This window comes from Pseudomonas sp. FP818 (assembly GCF_030687335.1).
In the GTDB taxonomy this organism is placed as follows: Bacteria; Pseudomonadota; Gammaproteobacteria; order Pseudomonadales; family Pseudomonadaceae; genus Aquipseudomonas; species Aquipseudomonas shahriarae.
Genome location: NZ_CP117427.1, coordinates 1401759 through 1428461 on the forward strand (window position 1 = coordinate 1401759; position 26703 = coordinate 1428461).

Here is a 26703-nt window from a genome sequence, read left to right on the forward strand (position 1 = left end):
GCTGTCTCCCTTACATTGCGTGCAGCAAGCCGGCCAGTTAATGTTCAGGCAGGTTTTTCTCCGCGCGAGTGTTTAATGTTCAACACATCCCTCCTCAAACCCCTGGCTCTCTTGCTGCTGGCCACTGCCTCCCTGCCCGCACAGGCCGCCTGGTATCTGGATAACGAATCCTCACGGCTGTCGTTCGTCACCACCAAAAACACCGATGTTTCCGAAGTCCAGCGCTTCCTGGTGCTGCATGGCAAGGTCGACGAGAAAGGTGCCGCGCAGTTGGAAGTCGAGTTGGAGTCGATCAACAGTGGCATCCCGCTGCGTGACGAGCGCATGCGCAACGACCTGTTCCAGATCAAGACCCACCCTGATGCGCAGATCAACGCGCAAATCAATCTGCAGCCGATCAACGATCTGGCCACCGGCGCGCAACTGGAGTTGCGCCTGCCGCTGTCGGTCACCCTGCACGGCAAGACCCAGACCTACAACGCCGAACTGCTGGCCACGCGCCTGGATGACCGGCGTTTCCAGGTGGTGACCCTGGAGCCGCTGGTGCTGCACGCCAAGGATTTTGATTTGCTCACCGGTGTCGAGACCCTGCGCAAGGCTGCGGGCCTGGACGCGATCAGCCTGTCGGTGCCGGTAGGTGCGGTGCTGATTTTCACGGCGCGCTGACATGAGCGGCGCGGTGTTCCCCTGGCGCAGCGCCAACCGCTATGAATTGCTGATCGACGGCCCGAATTTTTTCCCGCAGATGCTCGTGGCGATTGCCCGTGCCGAGCACCAGGTGGAGCTTGAGCTGTATCTGGTGGAGGCGGGCGCCTGCGCCGAGGCGATGGTCCAGGCCCTGGTGCAGGCGGCCGAGCGTGGGGTGCAGGTGCGTTGCCTGTTCGATGACTACGGCAGCCTGGCGTTTACCCTCAGCCTGCGGCGCCGCCTGATCGAGGCCGGGGTGCAACTGCGATTCTACAATCCGCTACGCTGGCGCCGCGGGATGCGTAACCTCTACCGCGACCATCGCAAGCTGCTGTTGGTCGACCAGACCATTGCTGTGGTGGGCGGTACCGGGGTCACCGACGAGTTCTGGACCCCTGGCCAGGACACCTGCGACTGGCACGAAGTGATGGTGCAGATCAGCGGCCCGCTGGTGCAGGACTGGCAGGCCCTGTTCGACAGGCAATGGCGGGTCAACGACCACCGCCGGGCCTGGAAGCCGGCCACGCATTTTGGTTTGCCGCGCCTGCCCAAGGTGCCCGCGACCGGGCCGGGCCTGGGACGAGTGGCGTATGCCGACGCCGGGCAACACCGGGACATTTTGCAATCGCTGATCCGCGCCTTGAACAACGGCCAGCACCGTATCTGGCTGGCCACGCCGTACTTCTTGCCCACTTGGGGCGTGCGTCGGGCCCTGCGCCGTGCGGCAGGGCGTGGTGTGGACGTGCGCCTGCTGCTGACCGGGCCGCGCACCGACCACCCCTCGGTGCGTTACGCCGGGCACCGCTACTACCCGCGCCTGCTCAAGTCGGGGGTGAAAATCTTTGAGTACCAGCCGTGTTTCCTGCACCTGAAGATGGTCCTGGTGGACGACTGGGTGAGCATTGGCTCGTGCAATTTCGATCACTGGAACCTGCGTTTCAACCTGGAAGCCAATCTGGAAGCATTGGACCCAGCGTTGACGCTGGCGGTGGCGGGCAGTTTCGAGCGCGATTTTGCCCAGAGCCAGGCGGTCAGCCTTGAGGCGTGGAAGGCCCGGCCATTGTGGCGGCGGGTGAAGCAGCGGGTGTGGGGGTGGATCGACCGGTTGGTGGTCAATCTGCTGGATCGAAGAGGGTAGGGAACACACCGCAATCAACTGTAGGAGCTGGCTTGCCTGCGATGCAGGCACCTCGGTCTATCAGTTACACCGAGGTGCTGCCATCGCAGGCAAGCCAGCTCCTACATTGACCGTGTTTACAGCTTCAAGTCAGAGCAGTTCAAAGCTCTGCTGCTGCACATCCTGGGAGTCCAGGCCGATCTGCACATTGAACTGGCCAGGTTCGGCGGCGAACTTGAGCTGGGTGTTGTAGAACTTCAAGTCATCCTCGGTAATGCTGAAGTGCACCACCTTCGATTCGCCGGCCTTGAGCAGGATCTTCTGGAAGTTCTTCAGCTCCTTGATCGGGCGGATCATCGAGCCAGCCACGTCCTGAATGTACAACTGCACCACGGTTTCACCGTCAACCTTGCCAGTGTTTTTCAGGGTGACGCTGGCGTCGAGCTTGCCGGTCTTGTTCAGGGTGGTGGACGACAGCGCCATGTCCGACAGGCTGAAACTGGTGTAGCTCAGGCCATAACCGAACGGGTACAGGGGGCCTGTGGTGTCGTCGAAGTACTGTGAGGTGTAGTTGCCCGGTTTGCCCGGGGTGAACGGCCGGCCAATGGTCAGGTGGTTGTAGTAGGTCGGAATCTGCCCCACGGAGCGTGGGAAGGTGATCGGCAGCTTGCCCGACGGGTTGTAGTCACCAAACAGTACGTCGGCAATCGCGTTGCCGCCTTCGGTGCCGGCGAACCAGGTTTCCAGGATCGCGTCGGCTTGCTGGTGCTCTTCGAGGATCGACAGTGGTCGGCCGTTCATCAACACCAGCACCAGCGGCTTGCCCGTGGCTTTCAGGGCCTTGATCAGGTCGCGCTGGCTTTGCGGGATGTTCAGGTCGGTACGGCTCGATGATTCGTGGGACATGCCACGGGATTCACCCACGGCGGCTACCACCACATCGGCGTTTTTCGCGGCCTTGACCGCTTCGTCAATCAGCACCTGGGCCGAGCGCGGGTCATCCACCACTTCCGGGGCATCGAAGTTGAGGAAGTTCAGGTAGTCCACCACCGCCTTGTCGCTGGTGATGTTGGCGCCACGGGCGTAGATCAGCTTGCCCTTTTCGCCGATCACCGCGTTCATGCCGTCCAGCAGGGTTACCGATTGCGCGGGCTTACCGGCGGCGGCCCAACTGCCCATCATGTCGATGGGGGCCTTGGCCAGCGGGCCGACCAGGGCGATGGTTGCGGATTTCTTCAGCGGCAGGGTGTCGTTCTGGTTTTTCAGCAACACCAGGCTGCGCCGCGCAATATCGCGCGCTTCGCTGCGGTGCAGGCGGCTTTCGGCATAGGTGTCGGCCGGATCATCCTCGGCCTTGCCGATACGCAGGTACGGGTCGGCAAACAGGCCCATGTCGTACTTGGCACCAAGCACTTCACGTACGGCGTTGTCGATGTCGCTCTGCTCGATCTCGCCGGACTTGAGCAGCCCTGGCAATTCCTTGCCGTAGAGCTGGTCGTTCATGCTCATGTCGATGCCGGCCTTGATCGCCAGCTTGGCCGCTTCGCGACCGTCCTTGGCCACGCCGTGCTTGATCAGCTCGAAGATCGCGCCGTGGTCGCTCACCGTCAGGCCCTTGAAGCCCCACTCCTTGCGCAGCAGGTCGTTCATCAGCCAGGTGTTGGCGGTAGCAGGCACGCCGTTGATCGAGTTCAGCGCCACCATCACGCCGCCAGCGCCGGCCTTGATGGCGGCGTGGTAGGGCGGCAGGTAGTCCTGGTACATCTTGACCGGGCTCATGTCGACCACGTTGTAGTCGCGACCGCCTTCCACTGCGCCGTACAGGGCGAAGTGCTTGACGCTGGCCATGATGCTGTCGGCCTGGGCCGGGCTCGGGCCCTGGAAGGCCTTGACCATCACTTCGCTGATGCGCGACACCAGGTAGGTGTCTTCGCCAAAACCTTCGGAGGTCCGACCCCAGCGCGCGTCGCGGGAAATATCGACCATCGGCGCGAAGGTGATGTCGAGGCTGTCGGCGGCGGCTTCCTTGGCGGCAATGCGCCCGGAGCGGCCGATGGCGTCCATGTCCCAGCTCGAGGCCAGGGCCAGGCTGATCGGGAAAATGGTGCGGTGGCCGTGGATCACGTCATAGGCGAAGAACATCGGGATCTTCAAGCGGCTGCGCATGGCCGCGTCCTGCATCGGACGGTTTTCCGGGCGGGTGATGGAGTTGAACGTGCCACCAATACGCCCGGCGGCGATTTCCTTGCGGATCATCTCGCGGGGCATTTCCGGGCCGATGCTGATCAGGCGCAACTGGCCGATCTTTTCATCCAGGGTCATCTGCCGGAGCAGGTCGCTGACGAACGCGTCCTTGTCTTTAAGCGCAGCGGGCTTGGTCTCGGCAACGACGGAGTGACTGGCCAGAGTGGCAACAAGGCCCAGCAAACACAGCTTTTTCATGAATATCCTTTTTCGGCGTACTGCGCAGCGTTCAGGTAAAACACTGCTCGGCCAAAATGTGGGGAGCGACTATTGTTGTTCGGGTGTTGTGTGGATAAATACCGCACACTTCTCAGCTCTTTATGAACTATCCATAAAGAAGGGCATCTTTTAGCTGATTGGCTCGCTGTAATCCAGTAGTGGCGGATTATGCCCCAAGCGCGTGATGTATAGGGTCAGTCGTCAAATTCCATAAGGTTGGTCAGGAGACACACCATGCAAGCAGCACAGACTATTCGATGGGGCTGGAAAGCCGCCGCCCTGCTACTGATCAGCAGCGTGCTGAGCGGTTGCGGCATCAACAAGATCCCGACCCTGGACGAACAGGTCAAGGCGGCCTGGGCCCAGGTGCAGAACCAGTATCAGCGGCGTGCCGACCTGATCCCCAACCTGGTGGAAGTGGTCAAGGGCTATGCGGCCCATGAGCAGGACACCCTCACCGCCGTGATCGAAGCGCGGGCCAAGGCCACCTCGATCCAGGTCGATGCCAGCACCCTCGACAACCCGGAAAAACTCAAGCAGTTCCAGCAGGCCCAGGAAGGCCTGAGCGGAGCCCTCAGCCGCCTGATGGTGGTGTCCGAGCGCTATCCGGACCTCAAGGCCAACCAGAACTTCCTGGCCCTGCAATCCCAGCTTGAAGGCACCGAAAACCGCATCAGCGTGGCCCGTCGTGACTTTATCGCCGCGGTGCAGGCCTTCAACACCGAGATCCGTACCTTCCCTGGCCGCCTGTGGCACAGCGTGATGTACAGCGACTTGCCAGTACGCGCCAACTTCGAGGCCACCAGTGCCGATGCCGATAAAGCGCCGCAAGTGAAATTCTGATGACCCGGCGTGCTTGGTGGCTGGCGGCGCTGCTGCTGGCCTTTAGCCTGACTGCCCAGGCGGCCCCGGACTTTCCGGCGCTGACCGGGCGGGTGGTCGACAACGCGCAGATGATTGACCCGGCGGTGCGCACGCAACTGAACCAGCAATTGCAGGCGCTGGAGCAAACCCGTGGCGACCAGATAGTGGTCGTCACGGTGCCCGACCTGCAAGGCCTGCCCATTGAAGACTTCGGTTATCAACTGGGCCGGCACTGGGGCATCGGCCAGAAGGGCAAGGACAACGGCGCGCTGTTGATCGTGGCCCGGGACGAGCGTCAGTTGCGCATCGAAGTGGGCTACGGCCTGGAAGGCGTGCTCACCGATGCGCAGTCGTGGGTGATCATCAACCAGGTGATCGCGCCCAAGTTCAAGGCGGGCAATTTCACCCAGGGCATCAGCGACGGCGTGGCCGCCATGATCCAGGTGGTTGGCGGTGAGCCGTTGGCCGTGCCGGCCCATGTGGCGGATCCCAATTTCGCCAAGGACAACCCGGTATTTTCCATCGGTCTGTTCATCCTGTTGCTGGTGGTACTGTGGCTGTGCAACCGCATGGGGCTGCCGGTGGGCGCCATCCTGCTGGCGATTCTCAGCAGCAGCGGGCGTGGCGGTGGCGGTGGTGGCGGCGGTTTCCGGGGCGGCGGCGGTGGTTTCGGCGGCGGTGGGGCTTCGGGTGGCTGGTAATGACAATAACTAAAGAGCATCTACAACCATGGCTTTACTGACAGAACACGAGCAGCGCCAGGTGGCCGAAGCGATTGCCAGGGTCGAGCAACAGACCGACGCAGAATTGGTGACCGTACTCGCCGCCCGCGCCGACGACTACGCCTATATCCCGCTGTTGTGGGCCAGTGTGGTGGCGTTGGTGGTGCCGGGGATCGTGCATTACCTGTCGGGCTGGCTGACCATGCACACCTTGTTGCTGGCGCAATGGGCGACCTTCATTGTGCTGTGCCTGGTGTTCCGCCTGCCGGCCATCACCACCCGCCTGATCCCGCGTTCGGTACGGCATTGGCGCGCGTCAAACCTGGCACGCCGGCAGTTCCTGGAGCAGAACCTGCACCACACCCTGGGTAGCACCGGGGTGTTGATTTTTGTCAGCGAGGCCGAGCGTTACGTGGAGATCCTGGTGGATGACGGCATTTCCACACGGCTGGATGACAGCAGTTGGGATGCCATCGTCAAGACGTTCACCCAGCAGGTGAAACAGGGGCAGACGTTGAGCGGGTTTATCACGTGCATTGAGGCCTGTGGCGAACTGCTCAAGGTGCATGTGCCGCAGACGCACACGCGCAATGAACTGCCCAACCGCTTGGTCGTCCTGAAATAACCTGTGGGAGTTGGCTTGTGTGGGAGCTGGCTCCTACACAAGCGACATTTTGAATTGCGCTGACCGTTGGGCAAATAACTCCGTGCCCTGAGCCCCCATCCCCCCTAAAATGCCCGGCATTCCCAGCCCGAGGCGTTTTTGTTCATGTCTGTCACCGCTAAACCTGCCAGCCCCGCGCCGGATCATCACGCCCAGTTCATCGAACTGCTGCGCGCAAGCCTTGAGCAGAACGCCTTTATCAAGCTGGTGCTGGCCAAGTACGTGGGCGACGAGGCGGACCTGCAGCGCCTGATCATCAAGCCAGTGACGGTCAAGGAGCAGGCCTGCCTGTCCTTTGTCTATCGCTACAAGACCCGTGACATCACCAAGAACTTCGCCCTGGCCGATGGGGTCGCGATGATTGCCGAGCTGCTGCCGGCCTCGTTCAAGAACGTGCACCTGCTGGCGTTGACCGATGAGGCACAGCTGGAATACAGCAAGAAGAACAAAAGCTCGCTGTTCAAAAGCAAGCCCCAGCAGCTGCGTGAGGCGCCGTCGGCCGAGCACAACCGCGAGAAAAACCGCTTCCTTGACCTCAGCCGGCCATTTCTCGCCGACCTGGGCGTGACCAACGCCAAGCACGAGCTGATCCCGGCGATGTCGCGCAAGTGGAAGCAGATCAACAAGTTCATCGAAGTGTTCAGCCATGCGCTGACCTCATCCCCCTTGCAACTGGACCGGCCGGTACGCGTCGCGGACTTTGGTTCGGGCAAGGGTTACCTGACCTTCGCCATCCACGACTACCTGCGCAACACCCTCAAGGCCGAAGGCCAGGTGACGGGTGTGGAGTTGCGCGAAGACATGGTGACCCTGTGCAACAACGCCGCCGCCCGCCTGGACCACCCGGGGCTGGTGTTCAAGTGCGGTGACGTGCGTAGCGTGGCGCCCAGCGAACTGGACGTGATGATCGCCCTGCATGCCTGCGACATCGCCACCGACTACGCAATCCACACCGGCATCCGCTCCGGGGCGTCGATCATCATGTGCTCGCCGTGCTGCCACAAACAGATCCGCTTGCAGATCCAGAGCCCGGCGCTGCTCAAACCGATGCTGCAATATGGCCTGCACCTGGGCCAGCAGGCAGAAATGGTCACCGACAGCTTGCGCGCCTTGTTCCTGGAAGCCTGTGGGTATGAGACCAAGGTCTTTGAGTTCATCTCCCTGGACCACACCAACAAGAACAAGATGATTTTGGCGGTCAAGCGTGCGGAGCCTGCGGATAACACGCAGTTGCTGGAGAAGATCCGGGAATTGAAGGCGTTTTATCAGATCAGTGAGCACTGCCTGGAAACCTTGCTGCGCGCTGACGGCTACCTATCCTGAAGAGTGCGCGGATCAAAATGTGGGAGCGGGCTTGCCCGCGATGACGAAGTGTCAGTCAACCTATCTGGCGCCTGATACACCGCTATCGCGGGCAAGCCTCCTCCCACATTAGATTGCATTTACCTTGGGAGAGGGTGCCGGCTGCACGGCGGTCTTGCGCCCCAGCATCACTGTCACGATTACCCCGCAGGCAAACAGCCAGGTAATCGGTTCGATGTGCTCGCCAAAAAACAGCGCGGAAAAGGCGATGGTGAAAAAGATCTGCAGCAGTTGGATCTGGCTGACCCGCGCAATGCCGCCCATGGCCAGCCCGGCGTACCAGGCAAAGAACCCCAGGAACTGCGAGAACAACGAGACGTAGCCAAATGCCCACCAGGTGCGCGCCGAGATTGCGCCGTCGTGTTGCAGCGCCAGGTACGTCACCGGCCCGATCAATAGCGGCGTCGACAGTACCAGCGCCCAGCAGATCACCTGCCAGCCGCCCATTTCCTTGGCCAGTCGGCCGCCTTCGGCATAACCCAGGCCACCCACGGCAATCGCCCCGAGCATCAACAAGTCGCCGGCCTGGATGCTGCCGGCACCGCTGATCAATGCATACCCGAGCACCAACGCACTGCCCAGCGCCGCGCAGGCCCAGAAGGCCTTGGACGGACGCTCATGGGACAACCACGCCGCATACAGCGCCACGCACAGCGGTTGCAGGCCGTTGACCAGGGCGCCATGGGAGGCCGGCAGGGTTTGCATGGCCCAGGCCGACAGCACTGGGAAACCAAGGATCACCCCGGCAATCACCAGCGTCAGGCCGCGCACCTGGCGCCAGGTCGGCCAGGCTTCGCGGCGCCACAGCAACAGCAAGGCCGCCGGCACCGCCGCGAACAGCGCGCGGCCCAGGCCGTTGAGCAGCGGATGGATTTCCTGCACCACGATGCGGGTGAAGGGCAGGGTCAGGCTGAAGATAACGACGCCGAGCAGGCCGAGGGCCATGCCGGTGTTTTCGCGGGAGTTCATGGGGCGCGACCGGATTCAAATGGGCTAGAGGTTGATGCCCATCTAGCCACAAAGCCCGCAGGACGCGGGCTTACAGCTGGCTGCAGATTGAACCGTACAGTTCCTGCAGGCGCTGGGGTTAGAAGAACCGCGTCACGCTGATCTTGGCGTTGCGCCCGACGCTGGTGGCGCTGTCGCCGCTCAAGGCTGGCATGTAGCTGCGGTTGAACAGGTTGTCGACGGTGAAGTTGACTTCGGTGCCCTTGAGGTACGCCTGTTGCGGCGTCCATTTGGCGAACAGGCCCTGGGTGTCGTAGCTGGCGTTGGGGTACTGGTCGTAGAAGCTGTCGCCGAAGCCGCTGTTCAGGCCGCCTGAGTATTTGTCGCTGGGCAGGCGATCGGTCTTGCGCACGAACTGACCTTGCCAACCCACCTGAGCGTCCCAGGCCGGAATCTTGGTGCCCAGCACGGCAACCCACTTGGCCGGTGGAATATCCCGGGCCCAGACGTGGATGTCGGTCGCCCATGGGTTGGTGTAGGGGTTTTCGCGTTTGCCGGTGGCCCACGAGTAACTCAGGGAGCCGAACAGATAAGTCGAGTCGTAGTAGCCCTCAAGCTCGAAGCCCTTGATGGTCATGCTGCCGACGTTGCGGTAGTTGGTCTTCGACGCCATATCGGTGCAGACCTCGGCGATGGAACCTTTGATGGAGTTCTGTTGCGCGCAGCCCAGGCCGGTGGCCTTGAAGATCTCGTCCTCGATCTTGTTGTGGAACAACGTGCTGCGCAGTTGCAGGCTGTCACCGCTGGCGATCACGTTGGCGAAGCTGGTGACGTTACCCACGGTAATGGCGGTGATGCGTTCCGGGTCGAGGTTGCGGCTGGTGGAGGTGCGGCTGCCCAGTCCCTGGACTTCGTATTGCTCGTCGATCACCGGTGCGCGCCAGGTGCGGCTCCAGTTGGCGAACATCACCACGTCCGGGGTGACTTTCCAGAACACCGCCAGGCGCGGAGACCAGCCGGCATAGGTGCGGTCGCCGTAGTCATGGCCGTAGGCCGGATCGGGGTTGCTGTAGTACGGCGCATCGTTGGCTTTGCCACGGTTGAGCACGTGGTCATAACGCAGGGATGGGGTGATGGTCACGTCGCCCAGGGTGACCGCGTCCTGGATGTAGAACGCGTTGGTGTCGACCTTGCCGTGGGGCATGAACGCCGGCTGGAAATGCCCGTAGTTGTACTCAGGCGTGTCGTACTTGGCGCCGGGCATCCAGCTGTCGGTATCGCGGATGTGCTTGCGGATCTGCACCCCGGTGGTCAAGGCATGGTCCAGCGGGCCGGTGTTGAAGCGGCTGATGTTGCGCAGCTCCAGAATCTTGTCGGTGTAGGCGGTGTCCATCTTGCGCCCGCCGGTGGACAAGCCGACAACGGCCGTGGCATCGCGCTCGTCGGTCTGGTCGGTGTTGGACTCCGAGTAGCTGAGCTTCATGTCGATCAGCGGGTTGTCCAGGGGGTGGTATTCGTACTTGCCCGACCACGTGGTATCGACGGTGTGGCGGTTGGCCAGGTACCGTCTTACGGCAGCATCGTAGCCATAGAGATCGATATCTTTCTGCTGCGGTGGCGATGGGTAGCTTCTGGCCGAGAAGGGCGTCCAGCGTTCGCTGTTGGCCCGGGAGTAGGAGAAACCGAGGCTGTGCTCATCGGTGAGGTACATGTTCAGTTTGAACAGTTGACCGTCCACATCCTGGGCGCTGTTGGGCAGGCGCTGCGGGTTGATCGGGTAGCGCTTGCTGTCGTAGTCGCGCGCAGCGGCCAGCTTCAAATCGCCGCCGTCGCGCTGGGTCAGGTAGGCCAGGGCGTCGATGCGCCCGTCCTCGGTGCGGCCATACACTGCGCCGGTGTAGACCTGTTCGTGGTCGTTGCTGGCATACCCGTATTTGAGCATCGCACCGCTGTTGCGCCCGTCCTTGAGCAGGTCCGGTGCATCTTTGGTGACCATATTGACCGTGCCGCCAAACCCGCCGTTACCGGTGAAGGCCGAGTGCGGGCCTTTTTCCACCTCGACGTTCTTGATCATCTCGGGCTCGATAAAGATGGTGCCTTGCTGATAGCGCTCGAATCCGCTTTTGGTGGCGCCATCGACGGTCATCGGCACGTCTTCGGCCTCGCCCATGCCGCGAATGTTGATGATCTGCCCGCCCGGTTTCATCGAGCCGCCCATGGTCACCCCCGGCAGCGTCTGCACCAGGCTGGCGATGTTGTTAGGCTGCAGGCGGTCGATATCGGCCTGGGACAGGGTGGAGCGGCCGACGGTGCTGGCGTCGACCTGGTTACCGGTGCCGATCACGCTCAAGGCGTCCAGTTGTAAGCTGGCGCTGTTGGTGGTGCGGCTTTCTTCGGGGCGCACGACATAGGTGTTGCCCACTTTGATCAGGGTGAACGCGCCGGTATTGAGCAGGGTGCGGATTGCCACTTCGGGGGTGAAATCGCCGTTGAGCGCGGGCGCCTGGATATTTTTCAGCAGGTCTTCATCGAACAGCAGCTGGATTTTTGCTTGTTGCGCCACCTGGCTCAGGGACGTGGCCAAGGGTTGGGCCGGCAGTTGCAGGGTGAACGACTCGGCCTGGGCCGTGAGGCTGACGGCCAGGCAGGCGGCGATCAGTGTCGGTCGAACAAACAGGTGCTGGGCAAGGCAAGGCGCGCGAAACATGAAATCCCCCAAAGCGGCTAAATAGCCAAAAAAGGCATGCGTATCAAACGCAGACCGGAGGAAGACGCGGCAGGAAAAAAAATCCTCACATGCGAATGCAAAATATTCTCAAGTGGTGTTACTTGCGCGCTTCGATACGGATCTTGCCATCGCCCAGGGCCACGGTTTTCACCGGCAACAGGGCCGGCAGGGCACTGATCAGCGCGTCCGGGTCATTCACGTCGAGATTGCCAGAAACCTTCAACCGCGCCACCGCGCCATCGGCCAACACCACGGCCTTGGGCCGGTACAGACTCAACTCATCCAGCAGGCTGGCCAGTTCGCGGTTGCGAAAGGACAGGTGCCCGCTGCGCCAGTCGGCGACTTCGCCAGCGGCCACGGTTTGCTGCTGCACGGAGCCCTTGGTGTAGCTGTAGGTCGCCCGCTGCTGGGCGCCGAGCATAACGGCGCTGGCTTTCTGGTCGGGGGCGAAGGCGACCATCCCGTGGGCCACGCTGACCACCAGTTGCTGCTGGCCGCGGCGCACATCAAAAGCGGTGCCCACCACCCGCACATCGGCCTCGCCTGCGCGCACGAACAGCGGCCGCTCCTTGTCGGGTGCCACCTCCAGGTACAACTGGCCCCGGTCCAGATGGATCACACGGCGATGGGCATCGAAGTCCACCCGCAACTGCGTGCTGGCATTGACGTACAAGGTGCTGCCGTCCGGCAGGTCCAAGGTGCGCATGCCTTTGTCCTGCGCCGCGATGTCGGTGTGATACAGCCCGCGGGGGGCCCCGAGGTTGCTGGCGAGCAAGGCGCAGACCAGCGCGGCTGCCACCGCCAGGGCGGGGCGCCAGGGCGCGGGTTTGCGGGCGGGCAAGGGCACGGGTTTGTTCAGTTGCTGCAACTCACCGAGGTCGGCCCACAGCTGTTCGAATTCGGCGTAGGCGCGCGCATGGGCCGGCACGGCATGCCAGGCGGCGAAGGCCTTGCGCTCCTGCGTGCTGCCTTCGTTGCGATTGCGCGCAAACCAACTGGCAGCCTGGGCATCGATGCAGTCGTGCTCATCAATGTTGTGGCTGTCGCGGTTACTCAAGCGGGTCATTCTGGCTGCTCCTTGCCCGGTCTTTTTGAAGTCGCTGCTTGCAGTGCAGCAGGGCAAAGGCGATGTGCTTTTCCACCATGCTGATCGAAATACCCATGCGTTCGGCGATCTGCGCCTGGCTCAGGCCTTCGAAGCGGTGCAGCATAAGGGCTTCTCGCCTGCGGGGCGAGAGTTCGGCGAGGACTTCTTTCAACTGTTCCAGGCGTTGGAGGCGTTGGGCGGCGGCCAGGGGATCGTTTTGCTCGTCGCTGACAGGTTCGGCATCCCGTTCGGCCTGCTCGTGATGGACGCCGTGGCGCACCTTCTGTTTGCGCCAATGGTCGCGCAACAGGTTGCGCGCCATCTGAAACAGAAAGGCCCGTGGCTGCTCGACCTTGGCTCGGTCGCGGTAGTCCAGCCATTGGGTAAAGACATCCTGGGTCATGTCCGCCGCGTCGCTGGCGTTGTCCGTGCGTTTACGCAGGTAATGCAGGATATCTGCATAAAACCCGCGAAAGGCATCGGCCGACAGCGGGTCGGGCTTGAAACGAGGCATGGATATCCTTCTTGACGCAGCACGCTGCAGAAAAGTCGCGAATGATATCGAGAATTATTGCTATTTGTCTCCGTAAATTTAGCGATGCATACATTCCCCTGTGGGAGCGGGCTTGCCCGCGATGGCGGTGTGTCTGGTCCACCGCTATCGCGGGCAAGCCCGCTCCTACAGGGGGATGTTTTAGCTCAATGTGGTCAGCAGCTTCTGCAACTGCGCCTGACCTGCCATGTCCAGTGGGAACACCGGTAACCGTGGATCACCCACCTCCAGCCCGGTCAGGCGTAAACCGGCCTTGATCGTCGCTGGCAAGCCGCCCTTGAGGATGAAGTCCAGCACCGGCAACTGCCGATAGAACAGCTCCCGTGCCTGGTTCAGGTCATTGGCCAGTATCGCCTGGTACAGGTCCAGGTTGAGTTGCGGGATCAGGTTCGGTGCAGCCGTGCACCAACCCTTGGCACCGGCGGCGAACGCTTCCAGGGCCAGTGGGTTGCAGCCGTTGTAGAACGGCACCTGGCCTTCGCTCTGGCGGTACAGCTGGTGCATGCGCTGGATATCGCCGGTGCTCTCCTTGACCATCGTCACGTTGTCGACGCTGTGGACGATACGCAGGATCAGCTCCACCGACATATCCGTGCCGCTGGTGGCCGGGTTGTTGTAGAGCATGATCGGCACGCCGACGCTGTCGCCGATGGCCGCGTAGTGCGCGAGGATCTGCGCTTCACTGAGCTTCCAGTACGACGTCGGCAGCACCATCACCACATCGGCGCCTTCGGCTTCGGCAAAGCGCGCGCGACGCACGGCCTTGGCGGTGGTCAGGTCGGATACGCTGACGATGGTCGGCACGCGCTTGGCGACCTTTTGAATGCTGTAGGCGCTGACGTCGTCCCACTCGGCGTCGCTCAGGTAAGCGCCTTCACCGGTGCTGCCCAACGGGGCAATGGCGTGGACGCCGCTGTCGATCAAGCGGTCGATGGATTGGCCCAGGGCGTCGAGGTCAACGGTGCTGCCGTCGGCGCTGAACGGGGTGATGGTGTAGCCGATGATGCCGTGAATAGTAGGGCTGGACATGGAATATCTCCGGTCGAAAAAGGCTTCAGTTCAGGCAATCGGCGTGTTGACGCAGGTTCTGCCGAGCGTAGTAGTTGAACGCGGCGCCGTGGCGCTTGGGCTTGGAGATCCAGTCATGGGCCTCGCGTCCCAACTGCGGCAGGATCGGCTTGATGGTCCCGGCGGCCATGGCCAGCAATTGCAATTTGGCCGCCCGTTCGATCAATTGCGCGATTACGCAGGCCTCTTCGATGGTGCTTCCGGTGGACAGCTGCCCGTGGTGCGACAGCAGGATGGCGCGCTTGTCGCCCAGGGCTTGGGTGATGATTTCGCCTTCTTCGTTACCCACCGGCACACCCGGCCAGGCTTCGAGGAACGCGCAGTCTTCATACAGCGGGCACAGGTCCATGTGCGACACCTGCAGCGGTACTTCGAGCATCGACAGCGCGGCGATGTGGGTGGGGTGGGTGTGGATGATGCAGTTCACATCCGGCCGGCCACGGTACACCCAGCTGTGAAAACGGTTGGCCGGGTTGGGCATGCCGTGGCCTTCCAACACTTCCAGGTCTTCGTTGACCAGCAGCAGGTTGCTGGCGGTGATTTCATCGAAACCCAGGCCCAGTTGCTGGGTGTAGTAGGTGCCAGGCTGTGGGCCACGTGCAGTAATCTGCCCGGCCAGGCCCGAGTCGTGGCCGTTCTCGAACAGAATACGGCAGGTCAGGGCCAGCTTTTGCCGGTCGGTCCACGTATTATCCGCCAGGGTACTTTGCATCTGGGTCAGCGCTTGCTTGACCAGTTGTTCTTTCGGGAGTGCTAATGTCTTGGCCATATCGGTGTCCTTTGGGTGGTTCAATGGACGTCGATTTGCTGGTTCCCGCTGCTCGCAAGGTCGTTGGGTTCTGCAAATGACACTAAAGAGGCTATATGACACTTTGTGTCATTGGCAAGCAATAATCATCGCATTCTGCTTGGATTAATCGCTGCGCATGTCTATCCGTTTGAAACTATTGAGAAAAAAACTCGGCGTCACCCTGGAGGCATTGGCCGAAAAATCCGGGATGACCAAGAGTTACCTGTCCAAGGTCGAGCGCGGCTTGAACACCCCGTCGATTGCCGCCGCGCTGAAACTGGCCAAGGCGTTGAACGTCAAGGTCGAGGAACTGTTCAGCGAAGACAGCGTCAGCCTCGACAGCTACAGCCTGGTGCGCAGCCACGAGCGGCCCGAGACCGCGCCGGGTTATGCAGTACTGGCCCATCAGGTCAGCGAGCGCAGCCTGCTGCCGTTCATCATTTATCCGCCGGCAGAATTCAGCGACAAGACCTTCAAGGAGCATTTGGGGGAAGAGTTTCTGTTTGTGCATGAAGGCCGGGTGGAAGTGGACTTCATGACCGAACGGGTGCTGTTGGAGCGTGGCGATGCATTGCACTTCAACGCGCAAAAGCCCCATCGGATTCGCTCGGTGGGCGAGGTGCAGGCGCAGTTGCTGGTGGTGGTGCACAGCGCCGAGGAATGACGCCAACGCTGTGTTGGAACTCGCTCAATGTAGGAGCTGGCTTGCCTGCGATAGCGGTGTGGTTGATACACCGCCATCGCAGGCAAGCCAGCTCCTACATTTGATCGCCTACGTTAACCCGATCAGTGTTCGACAGGCACCGCCAGGGCCGGGTTGCCGAGTGCATGGCTGCGTGCCGCAAAGAACCTGAGCTCCACTTCCATCTCCTCAAACAGTGCGGCAAACCGGCGTTTCTGCTGTTGGATAAACCCGTCGCTGCGGCCAAACACCGAGATCGCCAGGGTCTTGATCTTCGACCGGCGAATTGCCTCCACCAAGTGCCCATCCTGTTCGCTCAGGTGATGGCCGAACAGGCACAACGCACCTTCCTGTCCCAGCAATTGCTCATAGCAGAACGACAGGTAATCCGAGCTGCGAATGCTCTTGAGCTTTTCGCTGCTGGTGCCTTCGTTGATAAACAGCGGCACATCATCGAGGGTCTTGATCGTGTTGTTGATCGCAAAGCTGCTCAGCAACGTGCTGTCGGTGGAGGCCAGTTTGCGCGCCGAACCATCCAGGTTGCGTACCAGGTGCAGGCCGCCGTGCAGGTACAGAATGCGCGTCGCGGTGGTTGCGGTATCGCGCAAGTCAAAGCGTGATTCGGCGCCGCGAAACAGGTCGTCGATACCCGGCGTATGCAGGATCGACCAGTAATTGAGCAGGTCGTAATTGCTGGTGAACACCGTCTTGTAGCTCGCCAGTTCCTGATTGATGGTCACCAGGGTCGACGGCTGTACCAGGCGCCACGGGATATGCACGGCGTGGATGGTATTGATCAGCGCTTCCTTGATCGCGTAGTAGCGATTTCGCGGCGCGGCGGAGCTGACGGCCAGGGCCTTGTTGACGCGGCTGGTGGTTTTCAGGGCGCCCAGCACCTGCTCGAAGCTGCGGGTCTGCATCGCGTCAAACACGCTCAGTTCGGAAGCGCTCAAGGGCTTTTCTTCCACGGTGCGTGCGTTTTCAAACAGCGAGTCGTAGGCAAAGTCTTCCCATACTGTGCGACTGGCGCCGTTGCCGATCAGGATGGCGTCGAAGGCGATGCTGTTGCGCAGTGCGTTCCAGTCTTCAAGGGTGGCGTCGATATCCTGGAAATCCTTCATTGCGGCGGGTCTACTCAAAAACGGCTGGGCGGTGACTTTATCACGGGCGGGCGTTGATCTTGGTCAAGATGCCGCAGGCGGGTGAGGTTGATGCTGTAGGAATCAACGCATCCCCGAGGATTCATCATGAGCAGCACGTTCTTCATTCCCGCCGTCAACATCATGGGCATCGACTGCCTCGACGAAGCCATGAACGCGATCCGCAACTACGGTTTTCGCAAGGCCCTGATTGTCACCGACGCCGGCCTGGCCAAGGCGGGCGTGGCCAGGATGATTGCCGAGAAACTGGCAATGCAGGACATCGACTCAGTGATTTACGACGGCGCCAAGCCCAACCCCAATGTGGAGAACGTCGAGAACGGCCTGGCGTTGTTGCAGCAAAGTGCCTGCGATTTCGTGGTGTCGCTGGGCGGCGGTTCGCCCCATGACTGCGCCAAGGGCATTGCCCTGTGTGCCACCAATGGCGGGCATATCGGCGACTACGAAGGTGTCGACCAATCGAGCAAGCCACAGCTGCCCCTGGTGGCGATCAACACCACCGCCGGCACCGCCAGCGAAATGACCCGTTTCTGCATCATCACCGACGAAACCCGCCACGTGAAAATGGCCATCGTCGACCGCAACGTCACACCGTTGCTGTCGGTCAACGATCCTGCACTGATGGTCGCCATGCCCAAGGGCCTGACCGCCGCCACCGGCATGGACGCGCTGACCCACGCCATCGAAGCCTATGTGTCCACGGCCGCCAACCCGATCACCGACGCGTGCGCGATCAAGGCTATCGAGCTGATCAGCGCCAACCTGCGCCTGGCCGTGCGCGACGGCAGCGATATGGCGGCCCGGGAAAACATGGCCTACGCGCAGTTTCTCGCCGGCATGGCCTTCAACAACGCCTCCCTGGGGTTTGTCCACGCCATGGCCCACCAGTTGGGCGGCCTCTACGACTTGCCCCACGGCGTATGCAACGCGGTGCTGTTGCCCCACGTGCAAAGCTTCAACGCCAGTGTCAGCGCAGCGCGCCTGAGCGACGTCGGCCGCGCCCTTGGGGTGGATAACAAACACGCCAGCCCGGAAGAGGGCGCCCAGGCGGCCATCGCGGCGATCCGCTGCCTGTCCCAGGACGTCGATATCCCGGCCGGCCTGCGTGAGCTCGGCGCCAAGCTGCAGGATATCCCGCTGCTGGCCACCAACGCCCTCAAGGATGCGTGCGGCCTGACCAACCCTCGGCGGGCGGACCAGCGCCAGATTGAGGAGATTTTCCGTAGCGCGTTTTAATCCGCCCTGGAACGGGCGACGCACCACAGTGCGCCGCCCGCCAGAGCTACACATAGCGCGGCCAATGGCCACACTTGCTGACTGACCAGCAAGCTGGCCACACCCCCTATCAGCGCCGCCAGCAACTGGTGCAAAAAGCCACTTAGGGCCATGGCGTACGAGCCGCTTATCGGAGAGTGATCGTTGGCCAAGGACAGACTGATGGGGTAACTCATCGACTGCCCGAACACCGCCACGCAATACGGCAGCCACAGCAGCCAGGCCCAATCGCTGGCGAACCAGCCTGCGAGCAACATCACCGAGCTGCCGCCCATCACCAATGTCACACCCCATGTCATCATCGGCAGGCGCCCGCTGCGGGCAACCCAGCGATTGACCATCAGTGCGCCCGCCAGATAGGCCGCGCTGATCGGCCAACCCAGCAGCCCGTACTGCGCGGCAGTCCACTCGAAGCGACCCTGCAGAATCAGCGGAGCGCAGGTGTTGAACGCGATGATCACGCCATACCCCAATCCGCCCGCCAACGCCGCTCGGAGAAACGCCGGGTGTTGCAAAATCATGCGGTAGATACGCCACGCAGAAACCTGTCCATCGGCTTTCATCCGCGCCGGGAACGCCACCCCTTGCAGTACGCCAATCAGCCCGATTGCCGCCAACGCCAGGCCATAGAAGATCGCCTCCCAACCAAACGCCACCTGCAATACCGAGCCAATGAACTGGCCGATGCCCAGGGCGATCACGAAGGTCATGCCCAGCCACGACAGCCCCTTGGCCAACAATGCACCGCTGAAACTGTCGCGCACCAACACCCGAGCCATCACCGAAACGCCACCGGCGCCCAGGCCCTGGGCAAACCGTAGCGACAGAAACGTCTCGATGTTGTGAGCCAAGGGGATGGCCGCACTGGCCACTGCATACAGGGCCAATGCCGCCAGCAATACCGGCTTCCTGCCCAGGCGCTCACCCAGGCTGCCCCATAGCAGCATGGGCAACGCCATGCCTACCAGATACACCGCCAAGGCGAGCGAAGCTTGAGCCTCCAGGGCCTGCAGCGCTTGGGAAATGGCCGGGACTGCGGGAAGGTAAATGCTGATGCCAACCTGGGACAGGAAGGCGGTGCAGCAGGCAATGGCGAGGGTTGTGGTGCTCTTCAAGGGGGCGAGTTCCTTTCTGAACGCTAAATTTCAGGCGCAAAGCTACAAGCTGTTAGTGTATTTGTCTTTAGCTTGAAACTTGCCACTGAGGCCTCCCTGATGAGAGTTCTGCTATTCGGCGCCACCGGCATGGTCGGCCAGGGCGTGTTGCGTGAGTGTCTGCTGGCCGCTGATGTGCAGGAAGTGGTGGCGGTGGGGCGCACGGCGTTGACCCAGGCGCATGGCAAGCTGCACCAGGTGTTGCATGCCGATATGTTCGACTTCCAGCCCCTGGAGCATTTGCTGCAGGGCTTTGATGCCTGTCTGTTTTGCCTGGGGGTGTCGTCGGTGGGCGTGGATGAAGCCACCTACACCCGGCAGACCTACGACCTGACCCTGGTCGCCGCCAGTACCCTGGCGCGGCTCAATCCGCAGATGACGTTTGTGTACGTGTCCGGTGCCGGCACCGACAGTTCCGAGCAGGGCAAGGTGATGTGGGCGCGGGTCAAGGGCAAGACCGAGAACGCCTTGCTGCGCCTGCCATTCAAGGCGGTGTATCTATTCCGGCCGGGGATCATTCAGCCGCTGCATGGCGTGCGTTCGAAAACCGCGCTCTACCAGACGATCTACAACCTGATCGGGCCGCTGCTGTCCCTGGTCCGGCGCATGCGACCAGCCTGGGTGGTGAGTACCGAGACCGTGGGCCGGGCGATGCTCGCGGTGGTCCGGCATGGCGCTCCGCAAGCGGTGATTGAGCCTGCGCAGATCCATCGCCTGGCTGCCGAGCGTTTGTAAATGCTCTCGAAAAGCCTGATCCGTCGCCTGGCGCCTGATGCCGTTGATCATGGTGTGTTATCTGTTTGCCTTTTTTGATCGCATCAATATCAGCTTCGCCAAGTTCCAGTTGCAGGCTGACCTGGGTTTGAGCAACACCGCCTACGGTTTGGGTGCGGGGCTGTTTGTGATCGGGTATGTGATCTTCGAAGTCCCGAGCAACATGATGTTGTACAAGGTCGGCGCCCGGCGTTGGATTGCCCGGATCATGGTGTCCTGGGGGCTGGCGACGGCCGCGATGGTGTTTGTGACGGCCGAGTGGCAGTTCTATGCATTGCGCTGATCAATACGTTGGGCCAACTCGGTGGCATCGTCAGCCCGGTAATGGTCGGGCGCATCAAGGACATCACGGGCAGCACGACCCCGGCGCTGTATGTGATTGGCGTGTGTGCATTGATTGCGGCGGCGCTGCTGCTATGGGGCTTGCCGCATAAGTTGCGCACCTCCGACAAGCGCTGACGACTCAGCTCACGCCAGCCAATGCCTTGGCTGGCGCGCTACTGAACTGAATCAACACCACCCCGCCAATCAACATCAGCACCCCAAGCAAGCGGGGGGCGGTCAGTTGCCGCTCCACCAGACCAAACAGGCCGAAGTGGTCGAGCAACAATGACGCGAGGATTTGCCCGGCCATGGCCAGGGCGATAAACCCCGAGGCCCCGAGCTTGGGCAGCAAGACCAGGGCCAGGGAGATAAAGCACACGCCGAATGCGCCGCCGGTCCACATCCATAGCGGCGCCTTGCTGATAAAACCGAGGCTTGGCAGCGGCAGCCGTAACGCCAGGATCACCGGCAATAACACCAGAATACTCACCAGCAGCGAGGCCAGGGTCGCCCACAACGGATGCCCGAGGCCGCGCCCGAGGTTGGCGTTGATTGCGCTTTGAAACGGCACCACCGCCCCGGCAATCACCGCCAGCAGTAACAAGCCCAACCAATGCAACGTGGTCATGATCAATCTCCAAAAGGTTTTACTGGACTCTACGGTATTCGTCGCGCAGATTTAAATTCCAAGTTCTTATGCCGAACATGCATGCTATGAATGATCTGCGCCGTGTTGACCTTAACCTACTGGTGATCCTCGACGCGTTGCTCAGCGAGCAGCACGTCACCCGCGCTGCCGAGCGCCTGCACCTGAGCCAGCCGGCGGTCAGCCATGCGCTGGGGCGCTTGCGTGATTTGTTGGGCGACCCGTTGCTGGTACGCCAAGGCGGCGGCCTGGTCGCCACCGCTCGCGCGCTGGAACTGGCGGCGCCGCTGGCTGATGCCTTGGCCCAGGTCCAGTCGTTGCTGGCGCCGAACCGTTTTGATCCGGCGTCGGCCAGGCGCACCTTTCGCCTGGCCATGTCCGATTACGGCGCGGCTCTCTTGTTGCCCGGGCTGGTGCGGGCGCTGCGCGAGCAGGCGCCGGGGATTGACTTGGCCATCATCCACGCCAGTCGCGAAGGCATGCAGGAAGGGGTGCTCAGTGGGGAGATCGACCTGGCCGCCGGCGTGTTTCCCGACCTGCCGGCCGAGTTGCGCAGCACGCCGTTATTCGAAGAGCACTACGCCTGCCTGGTGGACCGCGACAGCTTGCCCGCCGGCGGCGGGCTCGACCTGCCGACCTACCTGGCACGGCCCCATGTGCTACTGGAAATGCGCGGCAGCGGCACCCCGGAAATCGAGCGGGCGCTGACCGCGATCCGCGAGCGACGGCACGTGGCGATCAGCCTGCCGCATTGGGGCATCGCGCCGCAGTTGATCCAGGGCACTGACCTGATCCTTACCGTGTCCTCCCAAGGACTGCTGAACATCGACTCGCGGCACTTGCTGGTGGTACCGCCGCCGTTTCATATCCCATCCTTCGGTTTTGTACTGGCCTGGCATAAACGCCGCGCGGGGGATGGCGCCTTGCAGTGGTTGATCACCCAAGTGCAAGACGTGTTGGCCAAACGTGCGGCCTAGCATTGCAGTGCCCGGTGGATTGTGCACAATCGACGCGCCCCCTCTTTTCTGAGCGTGTTACCCATGACTTCATCATTGCTGTTTGCCGTCATCGCCTCGGGCTTTATCTATGGCATCACGCCGGGCCCCGGGGTGCTGGCGGTATTTGGCATTGGTGCGGCACGCGGCCGTCGGGCCGGCGCGGGTTTTCTGTGCGGGCATTTGCTGGGCGATGTGCTGTGGTGCAGCACCGCGTTGGTGGCGATTGTCGGCGCCCGGGAGATCGGTAGCAGCGCGTTTGATGTGCTGGGTGTGCTCAGTGCCCTTTACCTGTTCTGGCTCGGCATCCGTGCCATTCGCACCCGCAACCGCAGCGGGGACGCGCCTCAGGGGGCGGCGCGCCAACCGTTCTGGCACGGCATTCTGTTTGGCCTGACCAACCCCAAGGCCTATCCGGTGGCCGTGGCCACGTTCACCGCACTCCTGTCGAGCCGGGCCGAGCTGCTGACCTGGAGCATGCTGCCGTGGTTGATTGTCCTGAGCTTTGTAGGCGGCCTGCTGGCTTACGGGATCCTCATCGGCGTCGTGGGCGCGCGGCAGGTGCGTACGGTGTATCAGCGTCATGAAGTGTTGATCACCAAGCTGTGCGGGGTGATGTTTATCGGCTTCGCGATCAATGCCCTGGCCCATGCGTTGCCGGGCTTGCTGGGCAGTAAAACGTCCTGAGTACCGACGACCGTTCGTCGCACCAGCAAGTTTTTTCTAAACCTTTGCCGCCCTGAAAATTCAGATTCAGGGCGGGGCTCGTTCCCCGGCATGTATTTATTACCTGGAGGAACCCATCATGAGCCGCATGGCTATCCGGTTACGCACCGCCACTTTCGCGATGCTGCTGGGCCTCGGCGCCAGCAATGCTTTTGCCCAAGGCCCCGCCGAATTTATCGAGCAAGCCTCGGCCAAGGGCATGGCCGATATCGAAACCAGCCGCATGGCCCACGCCAAGACCTCGTCTCAGGAAATCAAGGACTACACCATCGAGGTCATCAACGAACGCACCCTGGCCAATCAACATTTGGCGGCCATTGCGAAAAAACTCGACTTGCCGGTGGCGCCTCGCGACCAGATCGTCGACAAGGCTGAAACCCTGATGCCTGAGCTGACCGATGGCGACTCCTTTGACGCCGCCTACACGGCTCAGCAGGTCAAGGCCAACGAAGATGCAATCGCGTTGTTCAAGCAGGAAGGCGCTGCTTCGGATATCCCTGAGATAAAGGCATTGGTCGACGAAACCCTGCCCAAGCTGGAAACCCGCCTGGAAAAAGCCCGGGCGCTGGCTTCGTCCTACAGCAAGAGCCGCAACAGCGACGGTTGATCGCGGGCTTTGCCAGGAAACGGCGGTTGGAGCTGATCCAACCGCCGTTTTTTTACGCCTGGTTCAGGTCGGTCTTGCCTGGGTCCGCCGCCGTGCCGTCGCCGCCGAGGTTGACGGTATGGCGCTCGCCCAAGGTACGGTATTCGCTGCGCAGTTTTTCCAGGGCTTTGAAGTCCAGGCCATCGAGGCTTCATGGCGATGCTCCAGATAAGTGCTGATGAAAGTACTGACCGTGGCGGCACGCTGAAATTTCTTTTTACAATTGTTGACCTGCATGAATTCGGTCGGGCCGTGCAACCGTTGGGCAGGTGCGGGGTGCAGGCATCGAACCCTGCTTGTGCAGGCTGGTCACTGTTTCATCACCCCGTTGAATGGAAGCGCGATCATGAGCCTCTCTCGTACTCTCTGCCTGGCCTGCTGCCTGGTGCTGTTGCAAGGCTGTTTCGACAGCTCTGACAATGAAACCCAGGACAACACCGGCGGCAGCAAATCCTCGGTGCAAATGAAGGATTCCAAGGCTGATCAGCCCTAGCGCTACGTGGCTGTCAGAACAATGACCTTGTGACCCCGCCATCCTCGAGGGTCAGCAAGTACTGCTTGGCTTCAAGCCCGCCGGCAAACCCGGTGAGGCCGCCCGCAGCACCAATCACTCGATGGCAGGGCGCGACGATCGAAATAGGATTGCGCCCGTTCGCCGCCCCCACCGCGCGTACAGCCTTGGGGTTGCCGATCTGTTGGGCGATCTGGCTGTAGCTGCGGGTTTCACCGAAGGGAATAGTCAGCAGCGCACCCCAGACTTTTTTCTGGAACTCGGTGCCGTCAAAGTCCAGTTCCAGCTCGAAGCACTCGCGGGTGCCGGCAAAATACTCGTTCAACTGCCGCTCGGCCTCCAGCAGCACCGCGCTGTGGTTGACTTCCACCAGCTCGCCCAGGCGCACACGGTTGGCGCGCTCGGCCTCCCACAAGATGGCGGCGAGCTTGCCGTTGCGGGCAACCAGGGTCAGTTGGCCGACGGGGGAGGGCATGAGTTTGTATTCACGCGGCATGAGCGGGCTCCTTGTTGAGTGGATCGTTTATCGCCTGCACTTTAGCGCTCGTCGCGGGTGGCTGAACTACGTTTCTTGCGCTCAAATTCGGCGATGTTATCGCTCCTGTTGCAGCACCTTCAGCGCTGCCGATGCCAGGAACCCCGAACGACTTTTTTCTTCCGGGTGGTGCAGCACGTACTCATCAATGCGGTTGAGCAAGTAGCCAGGCAGCGTGATGTTGAGTTTTTGCGCCTTGCCCAGGTACTTGGTCACATCAATATCCACCACCGCCCAGGTACAGCCGGCGTACAGGGGGTTGGCTGCGTGCAGCGTGACCTTTTGTGCGCTGGGAATGGGCGCGCCCTCTTCGGCCAGCAGCTCAAAATGGCCTTCTATGGCTTCCCGTGCCATGGCCATGGCGTCGTCCAGGTCATCACCGGCAGAGAAGCAGCCAGGGATGTCGGGGACTTCTACGCCCCAGGCGTGGTCATCGTCGCCGGTTGAAATTGCAATCGGATACAGCATGTTCTTGTCCTCCAGGTACGCTTCAAGCGAGCAGAGCTTGTTTCAAGATGCTCTTGGCGGTCTTGTCCAACAGATGCTTCTTGGGGTGGGGAATGGTCACCAGCCCAGGCTTGGCAGGGTGTTTAAAATGATGATGACTGCCCCTGACGCGCACCAGGTACCAGCCATCAGCCACGATATGGCCTATCAAATATCGGCTATCCACATCACCTCCTTGTGGTGTGTTGGTGGTGACTATAACTACTAAATAAAAATTTTCAACACTCTACCCACCAACAAAAGAGGGCAGGCGGTGCAAGAAGTTTATGGGGGCGGGGCGAGGCTGCTGGACGAAGGTATTGCGGGGTTTTACTGATAAATCCCAGGCACAAAAAAACCGGCTTCAGGAGCCGGTTTTTTATTCATCCTCCATCAAGGACAAGCTGATGGGGGAGGACAATCTGAGTGGAGCGGGTAGAGGGAATCGAACCCTCAACTAAAGCTTGGGAAGCTTTCGTTTTGCCACTAAACTATACCCGCTCAGAGCGGCTGACTTTGTACCAGAAGTGCGCGGCGATTTGAAGTTTTTCTTTGAAAAATGTGCAAGTTGCGAGCGTCAGCGGATGCTTTGAGCCCACCCCAGGCAGAAACGCTGCACCGTCCCTGCCCAGGGCCTTGCTTTCAAATCGCAAACGCATGCAGGGCCTGGCCCTGGTGATGCCGCAGTCGACTCACCGACTGTTCCGGTTTCAAAAAGCCCATCAATGCCTGCCGACTGTCATTGCACGCGGCCTTGTGCTCCATGTCCAGAAAGTGCCCGGTGGCCTGGATGGTGCCGAAGCTGCTGTTCGCTACATGTTGCCCAAACAGCCGGGCATCCTCGGCACTGGTGTATTCGTCCCACTCGCCATTCAAGAACAGAACCGGAATGTCGATCTGCCGTGCGGCCTTGAGGTAACACTGGCGGTCGCTATTGAGCACCTGGCTGATGTGGTAGTGCATCTGCCCGTACTCGTGCTCGGCCAGGGTGCTGACGTGTCGATAGTTGAAGCGCTTGAACAGTGGCGGCAGGTGTTTGCCGATGGTGCTGTTGACCAGGTTGCCGACGCTGTGGCGGTCGAGGGTGCCGAGGTAGTCGACGCCACGTTCCAGATAGTCGCGCATCGGTGCGTTGATCACTGGGGAGAAGGAGCTGATCACGGCTTTCTCCACGCGCCGGGGACGCTGGGACAGGGCGACGAGCGTGGCGACACCGCCCCAGGAAAACGACAGCACATGCTCGGCGGCGAAGTGTTCGATGAGTTCCAGAAGGATCTGGCCCTCAATGTCCTTCGTCAGCATTTGCTCATGGCGGTTGTGGGCTTTGGAACGACCGGCGTAGGGCTGATCGTACAAAACCACATTGAATTGCGGATGCAGGCTTTTCACGGTCTGGGCGAACGACGCGGTGGTGGCCATGGAGCCGTTGACCAGGATGATGGTCTTTTGAGCAGCCTCCGCGCGATAGAACTCCGTGTAAACCCGATACTGACCCTGTATATCCAGCACAGCGATTTCTGGCCTCATGTCGTAAGACTCCTGGCAAGCGGGTGATGCGCGCAGATCACTCTGCACGAGCTTTGTGACAGGTAGGCATACGCCTGGAAGGGAGGCCCATGTCGGTCCGATGAGGCTGGCCGACGGGTGTTGTTATGGCGGGCAACTTGCCTGGGCCCCTACGTCAAGCGGTACGGGCCGGCAATGTGTTTCTTGGAGGTCGGGTGACTCGCCAGTCA

The 26703-nt window shown here is 61.3% G+C and carries 27 protein-coding genes, 1 tRNA gene and 2 pseudogenes; 15 read left to right on the top strand and 15 right to left on the bottom strand.

Going from position 1 to position 26703, the window contains the following annotated elements; genetic code table 11:
* Positions 1-75 precede the first annotated feature (75 nt).
* Both PSH80_RS06240 and PSH80_RS06245 read left to right on the top strand, forming a co-directional pair.
* Positions 76-666, top strand: coding sequence for a YceI family protein (locus PSH80_RS06240; protein ID WP_120732003.1), 591 nt, complete (start codon positions 76-78; stop codon positions 664-666).
* Position 667: 1 nt separating this feature from the next.
* The gene (locus tag PSH80_RS06245) at positions 668-1825 is read left to right on the top strand and encodes a phosphatidylserine/phosphatidylglycerophosphate/cardiolipin synthase family protein (protein ID WP_057958757.1); all 1158 of its coding nucleotides are present in this window, start codon (positions 668-670) and stop codon (positions 1823-1825) included.
* A gap of 129 nt (positions 1826-1954) precedes the next feature.
* Here the strand turns inward: PSH80_RS06245 and bglX are convergent, their stop codons facing one another.
* The gene (gene bglX / locus PSH80_RS06250) at positions 1955-4246 is read right to left on the bottom strand and encodes a beta-glucosidase BglX (protein ID WP_057958758.1); all 2292 of its coding nucleotides are present in this window, start codon (positions 4244-4246) and stop codon (positions 1955-1957) included.
* Between the two features lie 255 nt (positions 4247-4501).
* Between bglX and PSH80_RS06255 the strand changes: the two genes are divergently transcribed.
* The 4 genes from PSH80_RS06255 to PSH80_RS06270 all read left to right on the top strand — a co-directional run bounded on the left by PSH80_RS06255 (position 4502) and on the right by PSH80_RS06270 (position 7840).
* On the top strand, positions 4502-5110 hold the full coding sequence (locus PSH80_RS06255; protein WP_029297013.1) for a LemA family protein: 609 nt from the start codon (positions 4502-4504) through the stop codon (positions 5108-5110).
* A complete protein-coding gene (locus PSH80_RS06260) occupies positions 5110-5832 on the top strand; it encodes a YgcG family protein (RefSeq protein ID WP_169990275.1) in 723 nt (240 codons plus the stop codon). The genes PSH80_RS06255 and PSH80_RS06260 overlap by 1 nt, the downstream gene beginning before the upstream one ends.
* A 28-nt stretch (positions 5833-5860) precedes the next feature.
* Positions 5861-6478: a TPM domain-containing protein gene (locus PSH80_RS06265; protein ID WP_198818355.1), complete on the top strand. Its 618-nt coding sequence runs from the start codon at positions 5861-5863 to the stop codon at positions 6476-6478.
* Between the two features lie 144 nt (positions 6479-6622).
* Positions 6623-7840: an SAM-dependent methyltransferase gene (locus PSH80_RS06270; RefSeq protein ID WP_305419569.1), complete on the top strand. Its 1218-nt coding sequence runs from the start codon at positions 6623-6625 to the stop codon at positions 7838-7840.
* A 108-nt stretch (positions 7841-7948) separates the two neighbouring features.
* On the opposite strand, the gene PSH80_RS06275 is transcribed toward PSH80_RS06270, so the two are convergent.
* The 6 genes and pseudogenes from PSH80_RS06275 to PSH80_RS06300 form a co-directional block, all read right to left on the bottom strand.
* Positions 7949-8848, bottom strand: a complete 900-nt coding sequence (locus tag PSH80_RS06275; RefSeq protein WP_057958761.1) for a DMT family transporter — start codon at positions 8846-8848, stop codon at positions 7949-7951.
* Between the two features lie 118 nt (positions 8849-8966).
* Positions 8967-11534 carry a TonB-dependent receptor gene (locus PSH80_RS06280; protein WP_057958762.1) on the bottom strand — a complete coding sequence of 856 codons (2568 nt, stop codon included), beginning with the start codon at positions 11532-11534 and terminating at the stop codon, positions 8967-8969.
* A 118-nt stretch (positions 11535-11652) separates the two neighbouring features.
* A complete protein-coding gene (locus tag PSH80_RS06285) occupies positions 11653-12621 on the bottom strand; it encodes a FecR domain-containing protein (protein ID WP_305419572.1) in 969 nt (322 codons plus the stop codon).
* Positions 12618-13156, bottom strand: a pseudogene (locus tag PSH80_RS06290) (RNA polymerase sigma factor). The gene PSH80_RS06285 and the pseudogene PSH80_RS06290 overlap by 4 nt, the downstream one beginning before the upstream one ends.
* A gap of 180 nt (positions 13157-13336) precedes the next feature.
* Positions 13337-14224: a dihydrodipicolinate synthase family protein gene (locus PSH80_RS06295; RefSeq protein WP_186625228.1), complete on the bottom strand. Its 888-nt coding sequence runs from the start codon at positions 14222-14224 to the stop codon at positions 13337-13339.
* 25 nt (positions 14225-14249) lie between these two features.
* Positions 14250-15032 (bottom strand): aldolase, encoded by a 783-nt coding sequence (locus tag PSH80_RS06300; protein ID WP_057439765.1) that lies wholly within the window; start codon positions 15030-15032, stop codon positions 14250-14252.
* A gap of 157 nt (positions 15033-15189) precedes the next feature.
* Here PSH80_RS06300 and PSH80_RS06305 point away from each other — a divergent pair, with 157 nt between their 5' ends.
* Entirely contained in the window at positions 15190-15717 is a 528-nt protein-coding gene (locus tag PSH80_RS06305; protein WP_057439764.1) for a helix-turn-helix domain-containing protein, read from the top strand.
* A gap of 122 nt (positions 15718-15839) precedes the next feature.
* On the opposite strand, the gene PSH80_RS06310 is transcribed toward PSH80_RS06305, so the two are convergent.
* Positions 15840-16856 carry a DUF4917 family protein gene (locus PSH80_RS06310; RefSeq protein ID WP_057958765.1) on the bottom strand — a complete coding sequence of 339 codons (1017 nt, stop codon included), beginning with the start codon at positions 16854-16856 and terminating at the stop codon, positions 15840-15842.
* 126 nt (positions 16857-16982) lie between these two features.
* Between PSH80_RS06310 and yiaY the strand changes: the two genes are divergently transcribed.
* A complete protein-coding gene (yiaY, locus tag PSH80_RS06315; RefSeq protein ID WP_057439762.1) occupies positions 16983-18131 on the top strand; it encodes an L-threonine dehydrogenase in 1149 nt (382 codons plus the stop codon).
* On the opposite strand, the gene PSH80_RS06320 is transcribed toward yiaY, so the two are convergent.
* Complete coding sequence (locus tag PSH80_RS06320; protein ID WP_057439761.1) at positions 18128-19285, bottom strand: MFS transporter; 1158 nt, start codon at positions 19283-19285, stop codon at positions 18128-18130. The genes yiaY and PSH80_RS06320 overlap by 4 nt on opposite strands.
* Before the next feature lie 99 nt (positions 19286-19384).
* Between PSH80_RS06320 and PSH80_RS06325 the strand changes: the two genes are divergently transcribed.
* From PSH80_RS06325 to PSH80_RS27295, 3 genes and pseudogenes are all read left to right on the top strand, one after another.
* On the top strand, positions 19385-20059 hold the full coding sequence (locus tag PSH80_RS06325) for an NAD(P)H-binding protein (protein WP_057958766.1): 675 nt from the start codon (positions 19385-19387) through the stop codon (positions 20057-20059).
* A 22-nt stretch (positions 20060-20081) separates the two neighbouring features.
* Positions 20082-20378, top strand: a pseudogene (locus tag PSH80_RS27290) (MFS transporter); the annotation flags it as partial.
* Positions 20357-20557, top strand: coding sequence for a hypothetical protein (locus tag PSH80_RS27295; protein ID WP_233096830.1), 201 nt, complete (start codon positions 20357-20359; stop codon positions 20555-20557). The pseudogene PSH80_RS27290 and the gene PSH80_RS27295, both read left to right, overlap by 22 nt.
* Before the next feature lie 4 nt (positions 20558-20561).
* On the opposite strand, the gene PSH80_RS06335 is transcribed toward PSH80_RS27295, so the two are convergent.
* Positions 20562-21050 carry a DMT family transporter gene (locus tag PSH80_RS06335; RefSeq protein ID WP_186625230.1) on the bottom strand — a complete coding sequence of 163 codons (489 nt, stop codon included), beginning with the start codon at positions 21048-21050 and terminating at the stop codon, positions 20562-20564.
* A 68-nt stretch (positions 21051-21118) separates the two neighbouring features.
* On the opposite strand from PSH80_RS06335, the gene PSH80_RS06340 reads away from it, so the two are divergent.
* The 4 genes from PSH80_RS06340 (at position 21119) to PSH80_RS06355 (ending at position 23928) form a co-directional block, all read left to right on the top strand.
* Positions 21119-22045 (top strand): LysR family transcriptional regulator, encoded by a 927-nt coding sequence (locus tag PSH80_RS06340; protein WP_186625232.1) that lies wholly within the window; start codon positions 21119-21121, stop codon positions 22043-22045.
* A gap of 63 nt (positions 22046-22108) precedes the next feature.
* Positions 22109-22750, top strand: a complete 642-nt coding sequence (locus PSH80_RS06345; protein WP_057439757.1) for a LysE family translocator — start codon at positions 22109-22111, stop codon at positions 22748-22750.
* A gap of 118 nt (positions 22751-22868) precedes the next feature.
* Positions 22869-23396 (top strand): DUF4142 domain-containing protein, encoded by a 528-nt coding sequence (locus tag PSH80_RS06350; RefSeq protein WP_057439756.1) that lies wholly within the window; start codon positions 22869-22871, stop codon positions 23394-23396.
* 385 nt (positions 23397-23781) lie between these two features.
* Positions 23782-23928 carry a hypothetical protein gene (locus PSH80_RS06355; protein ID WP_164844853.1) on the top strand — a complete coding sequence of 49 codons (147 nt, stop codon included), beginning with the start codon at positions 23782-23784 and terminating at the stop codon, positions 23926-23928.
* Between the two features lie 13 nt (positions 23929-23941).
* On the opposite strand, the gene PSH80_RS06360 is transcribed toward PSH80_RS06355, so the two are convergent.
* From PSH80_RS06360 to PSH80_RS06380, 5 genes are all read right to left on the bottom strand, one after another.
* On the bottom strand, positions 23942-24442 hold the full coding sequence (locus PSH80_RS06360; protein WP_057958770.1) for a methylated-DNA--[protein]-cysteine S-methyltransferase: 501 nt from the start codon (positions 24440-24442) through the stop codon (positions 23942-23944).
* 96 nt (positions 24443-24538) lie between these two features.
* Positions 24539-24949 carry a type II toxin-antitoxin system HicB family antitoxin gene (locus PSH80_RS06365; RefSeq protein ID WP_057439755.1) on the bottom strand — a complete coding sequence of 137 codons (411 nt, stop codon included), beginning with the start codon at positions 24947-24949 and terminating at the stop codon, positions 24539-24541.
* A 22-nt stretch (positions 24950-24971) separates the two neighbouring features.
* Complete coding sequence (locus PSH80_RS06370) at positions 24972-25154, bottom strand: type II toxin-antitoxin system HicA family toxin (protein WP_115127579.1); 183 nt, start codon at positions 25152-25154, stop codon at positions 24972-24974.
* A 240-nt stretch (positions 25155-25394) separates the two neighbouring features.
* A tRNA-Gly gene (locus tag PSH80_RS06375) sits at positions 25395-25468 on the bottom strand.
* Positions 25469-25609: 141 nt separating this feature from the next.
* Complete coding sequence (locus tag PSH80_RS06380; protein WP_120732097.1) at positions 25610-26494, bottom strand: alpha/beta fold hydrolase; 885 nt, start codon at positions 26492-26494, stop codon at positions 25610-25612.
* Positions 26495-26703: the final 209 nt, after the last annotated feature.

Excerpts from the sequence above, each read along its gene's own strand:
- PSH80_RS06240 (WP_120732003.1), top strand. The coding sequence starts at position 76 with ATGTTCAACACATCCCTCCTCAAACCCCTGGCTCTCTTGCTGCTGGCC.
- PSH80_RS06245 (WP_057958757.1), top strand. The coding sequence starts at position 668 with ATGAGCGGCGCGGTGTTCCCCTGGCGCAGCGCCAACCGCTATGAATTG.
- bglX (WP_057958758.1), bottom strand. The coding sequence starts at position 4,246 with ATGAAAAAGCTGTGTTTGCTGGGCCTTGTTGCCACTCTGGCCAGTCAC.
- PSH80_RS06255 (WP_029297013.1), top strand. The coding sequence starts at position 4,502 with ATGCAAGCAGCACAGACTATTCGATGGGGCTGGAAAGCCGCCGCCCTG.
- PSH80_RS06260 (WP_169990275.1), top strand. The coding sequence starts at position 5,110 with ATGACCCGGCGTGCTTGGTGGCTGGCGGCGCTGCTGCTGGCCTTTAGC.
- PSH80_RS06265 (WP_198818355.1), top strand. The coding sequence starts at position 5,861 with ATGGCTTTACTGACAGAACACGAGCAGCGCCAGGTGGCCGAAGCGATT.
- PSH80_RS06270 (WP_305419569.1), top strand. The coding sequence starts at position 6,623 with ATGTCTGTCACCGCTAAACCTGCCAGCCCCGCGCCGGATCATCACGCC.
- PSH80_RS06275 (WP_057958761.1), bottom strand. The coding sequence starts at position 8,848 with ATGAACTCCCGCGAAAACACCGGCATGGCCCTCGGCCTGCTCGGCGTC.
- PSH80_RS06280 (WP_057958762.1), bottom strand. The coding sequence starts at position 11,534 with ATGTTTCGCGCGCCTTGCCTTGCCCAGCACCTGTTTGTTCGACCGACA.
- PSH80_RS06285 (WP_305419572.1), bottom strand. The coding sequence starts at position 12,621 with ATGACCCGCTTGAGTAACCGCGACAGCCACAACATTGATGAGCACGAC.
- PSH80_RS06295 (WP_186625228.1), bottom strand. The coding sequence starts at position 14,224 with ATGTCCAGCCCTACTATTCACGGCATCATCGGCTACACCATCACCCCG.
- PSH80_RS06300 (WP_057439765.1), bottom strand. The coding sequence starts at position 15,032 with ATGGCCAAGACATTAGCACTCCCGAAAGAACAACTGGTCAAGCAAGCG.
- PSH80_RS06305 (WP_057439764.1), top strand. The coding sequence starts at position 15,190 with ATGTCTATCCGTTTGAAACTATTGAGAAAAAAACTCGGCGTCACCCTG.
- PSH80_RS06310 (WP_057958765.1), bottom strand. The coding sequence starts at position 16,856 with ATGAAGGATTTCCAGGATATCGACGCCACCCTTGAAGACTGGAACGCA.
- yiaY (WP_057439762.1), top strand. The coding sequence starts at position 16,983 with ATGAGCAGCACGTTCTTCATTCCCGCCGTCAACATCATGGGCATCGAC.
- PSH80_RS06325 (WP_057958766.1), top strand. The coding sequence starts at position 19,385 with ATGAGAGTTCTGCTATTCGGCGCCACCGGCATGGTCGGCCAGGGCGTG.
- PSH80_RS06335 (WP_186625230.1), bottom strand. The coding sequence starts at position 21,050 with ATGACCACGTTGCATTGGTTGGGCTTGTTACTGCTGGCGGTGATTGCC.
- PSH80_RS06340 (WP_186625232.1), top strand. The coding sequence starts at position 21,119 with ATGCCGAACATGCATGCTATGAATGATCTGCGCCGTGTTGACCTTAAC.
- PSH80_RS06345 (WP_057439757.1), top strand. The coding sequence starts at position 22,109 with ATGACTTCATCATTGCTGTTTGCCGTCATCGCCTCGGGCTTTATCTAT.
- PSH80_RS06350 (WP_057439756.1), top strand. The coding sequence starts at position 22,869 with ATGAGCCGCATGGCTATCCGGTTACGCACCGCCACTTTCGCGATGCTG.
- PSH80_RS06355 (WP_164844853.1), top strand. The coding sequence starts at position 23,782 with ATGAGCCTCTCTCGTACTCTCTGCCTGGCCTGCTGCCTGGTGCTGTTG.
- PSH80_RS06360 (WP_057958770.1), bottom strand. The coding sequence starts at position 24,442 with ATGCCGCGTGAATACAAACTCATGCCCTCCCCCGTCGGCCAACTGACC.
- PSH80_RS06365 (WP_057439755.1), bottom strand. The coding sequence starts at position 24,949 with ATGCTGTATCCGATTGCAATTTCAACCGGCGACGATGACCACGCCTGG.
- PSH80_RS06380 (WP_120732097.1), bottom strand. The coding sequence starts at position 26,494 with ATGAGGCCAGAAATCGCTGTGCTGGATATACAGGGTCAGTATCGGGTT.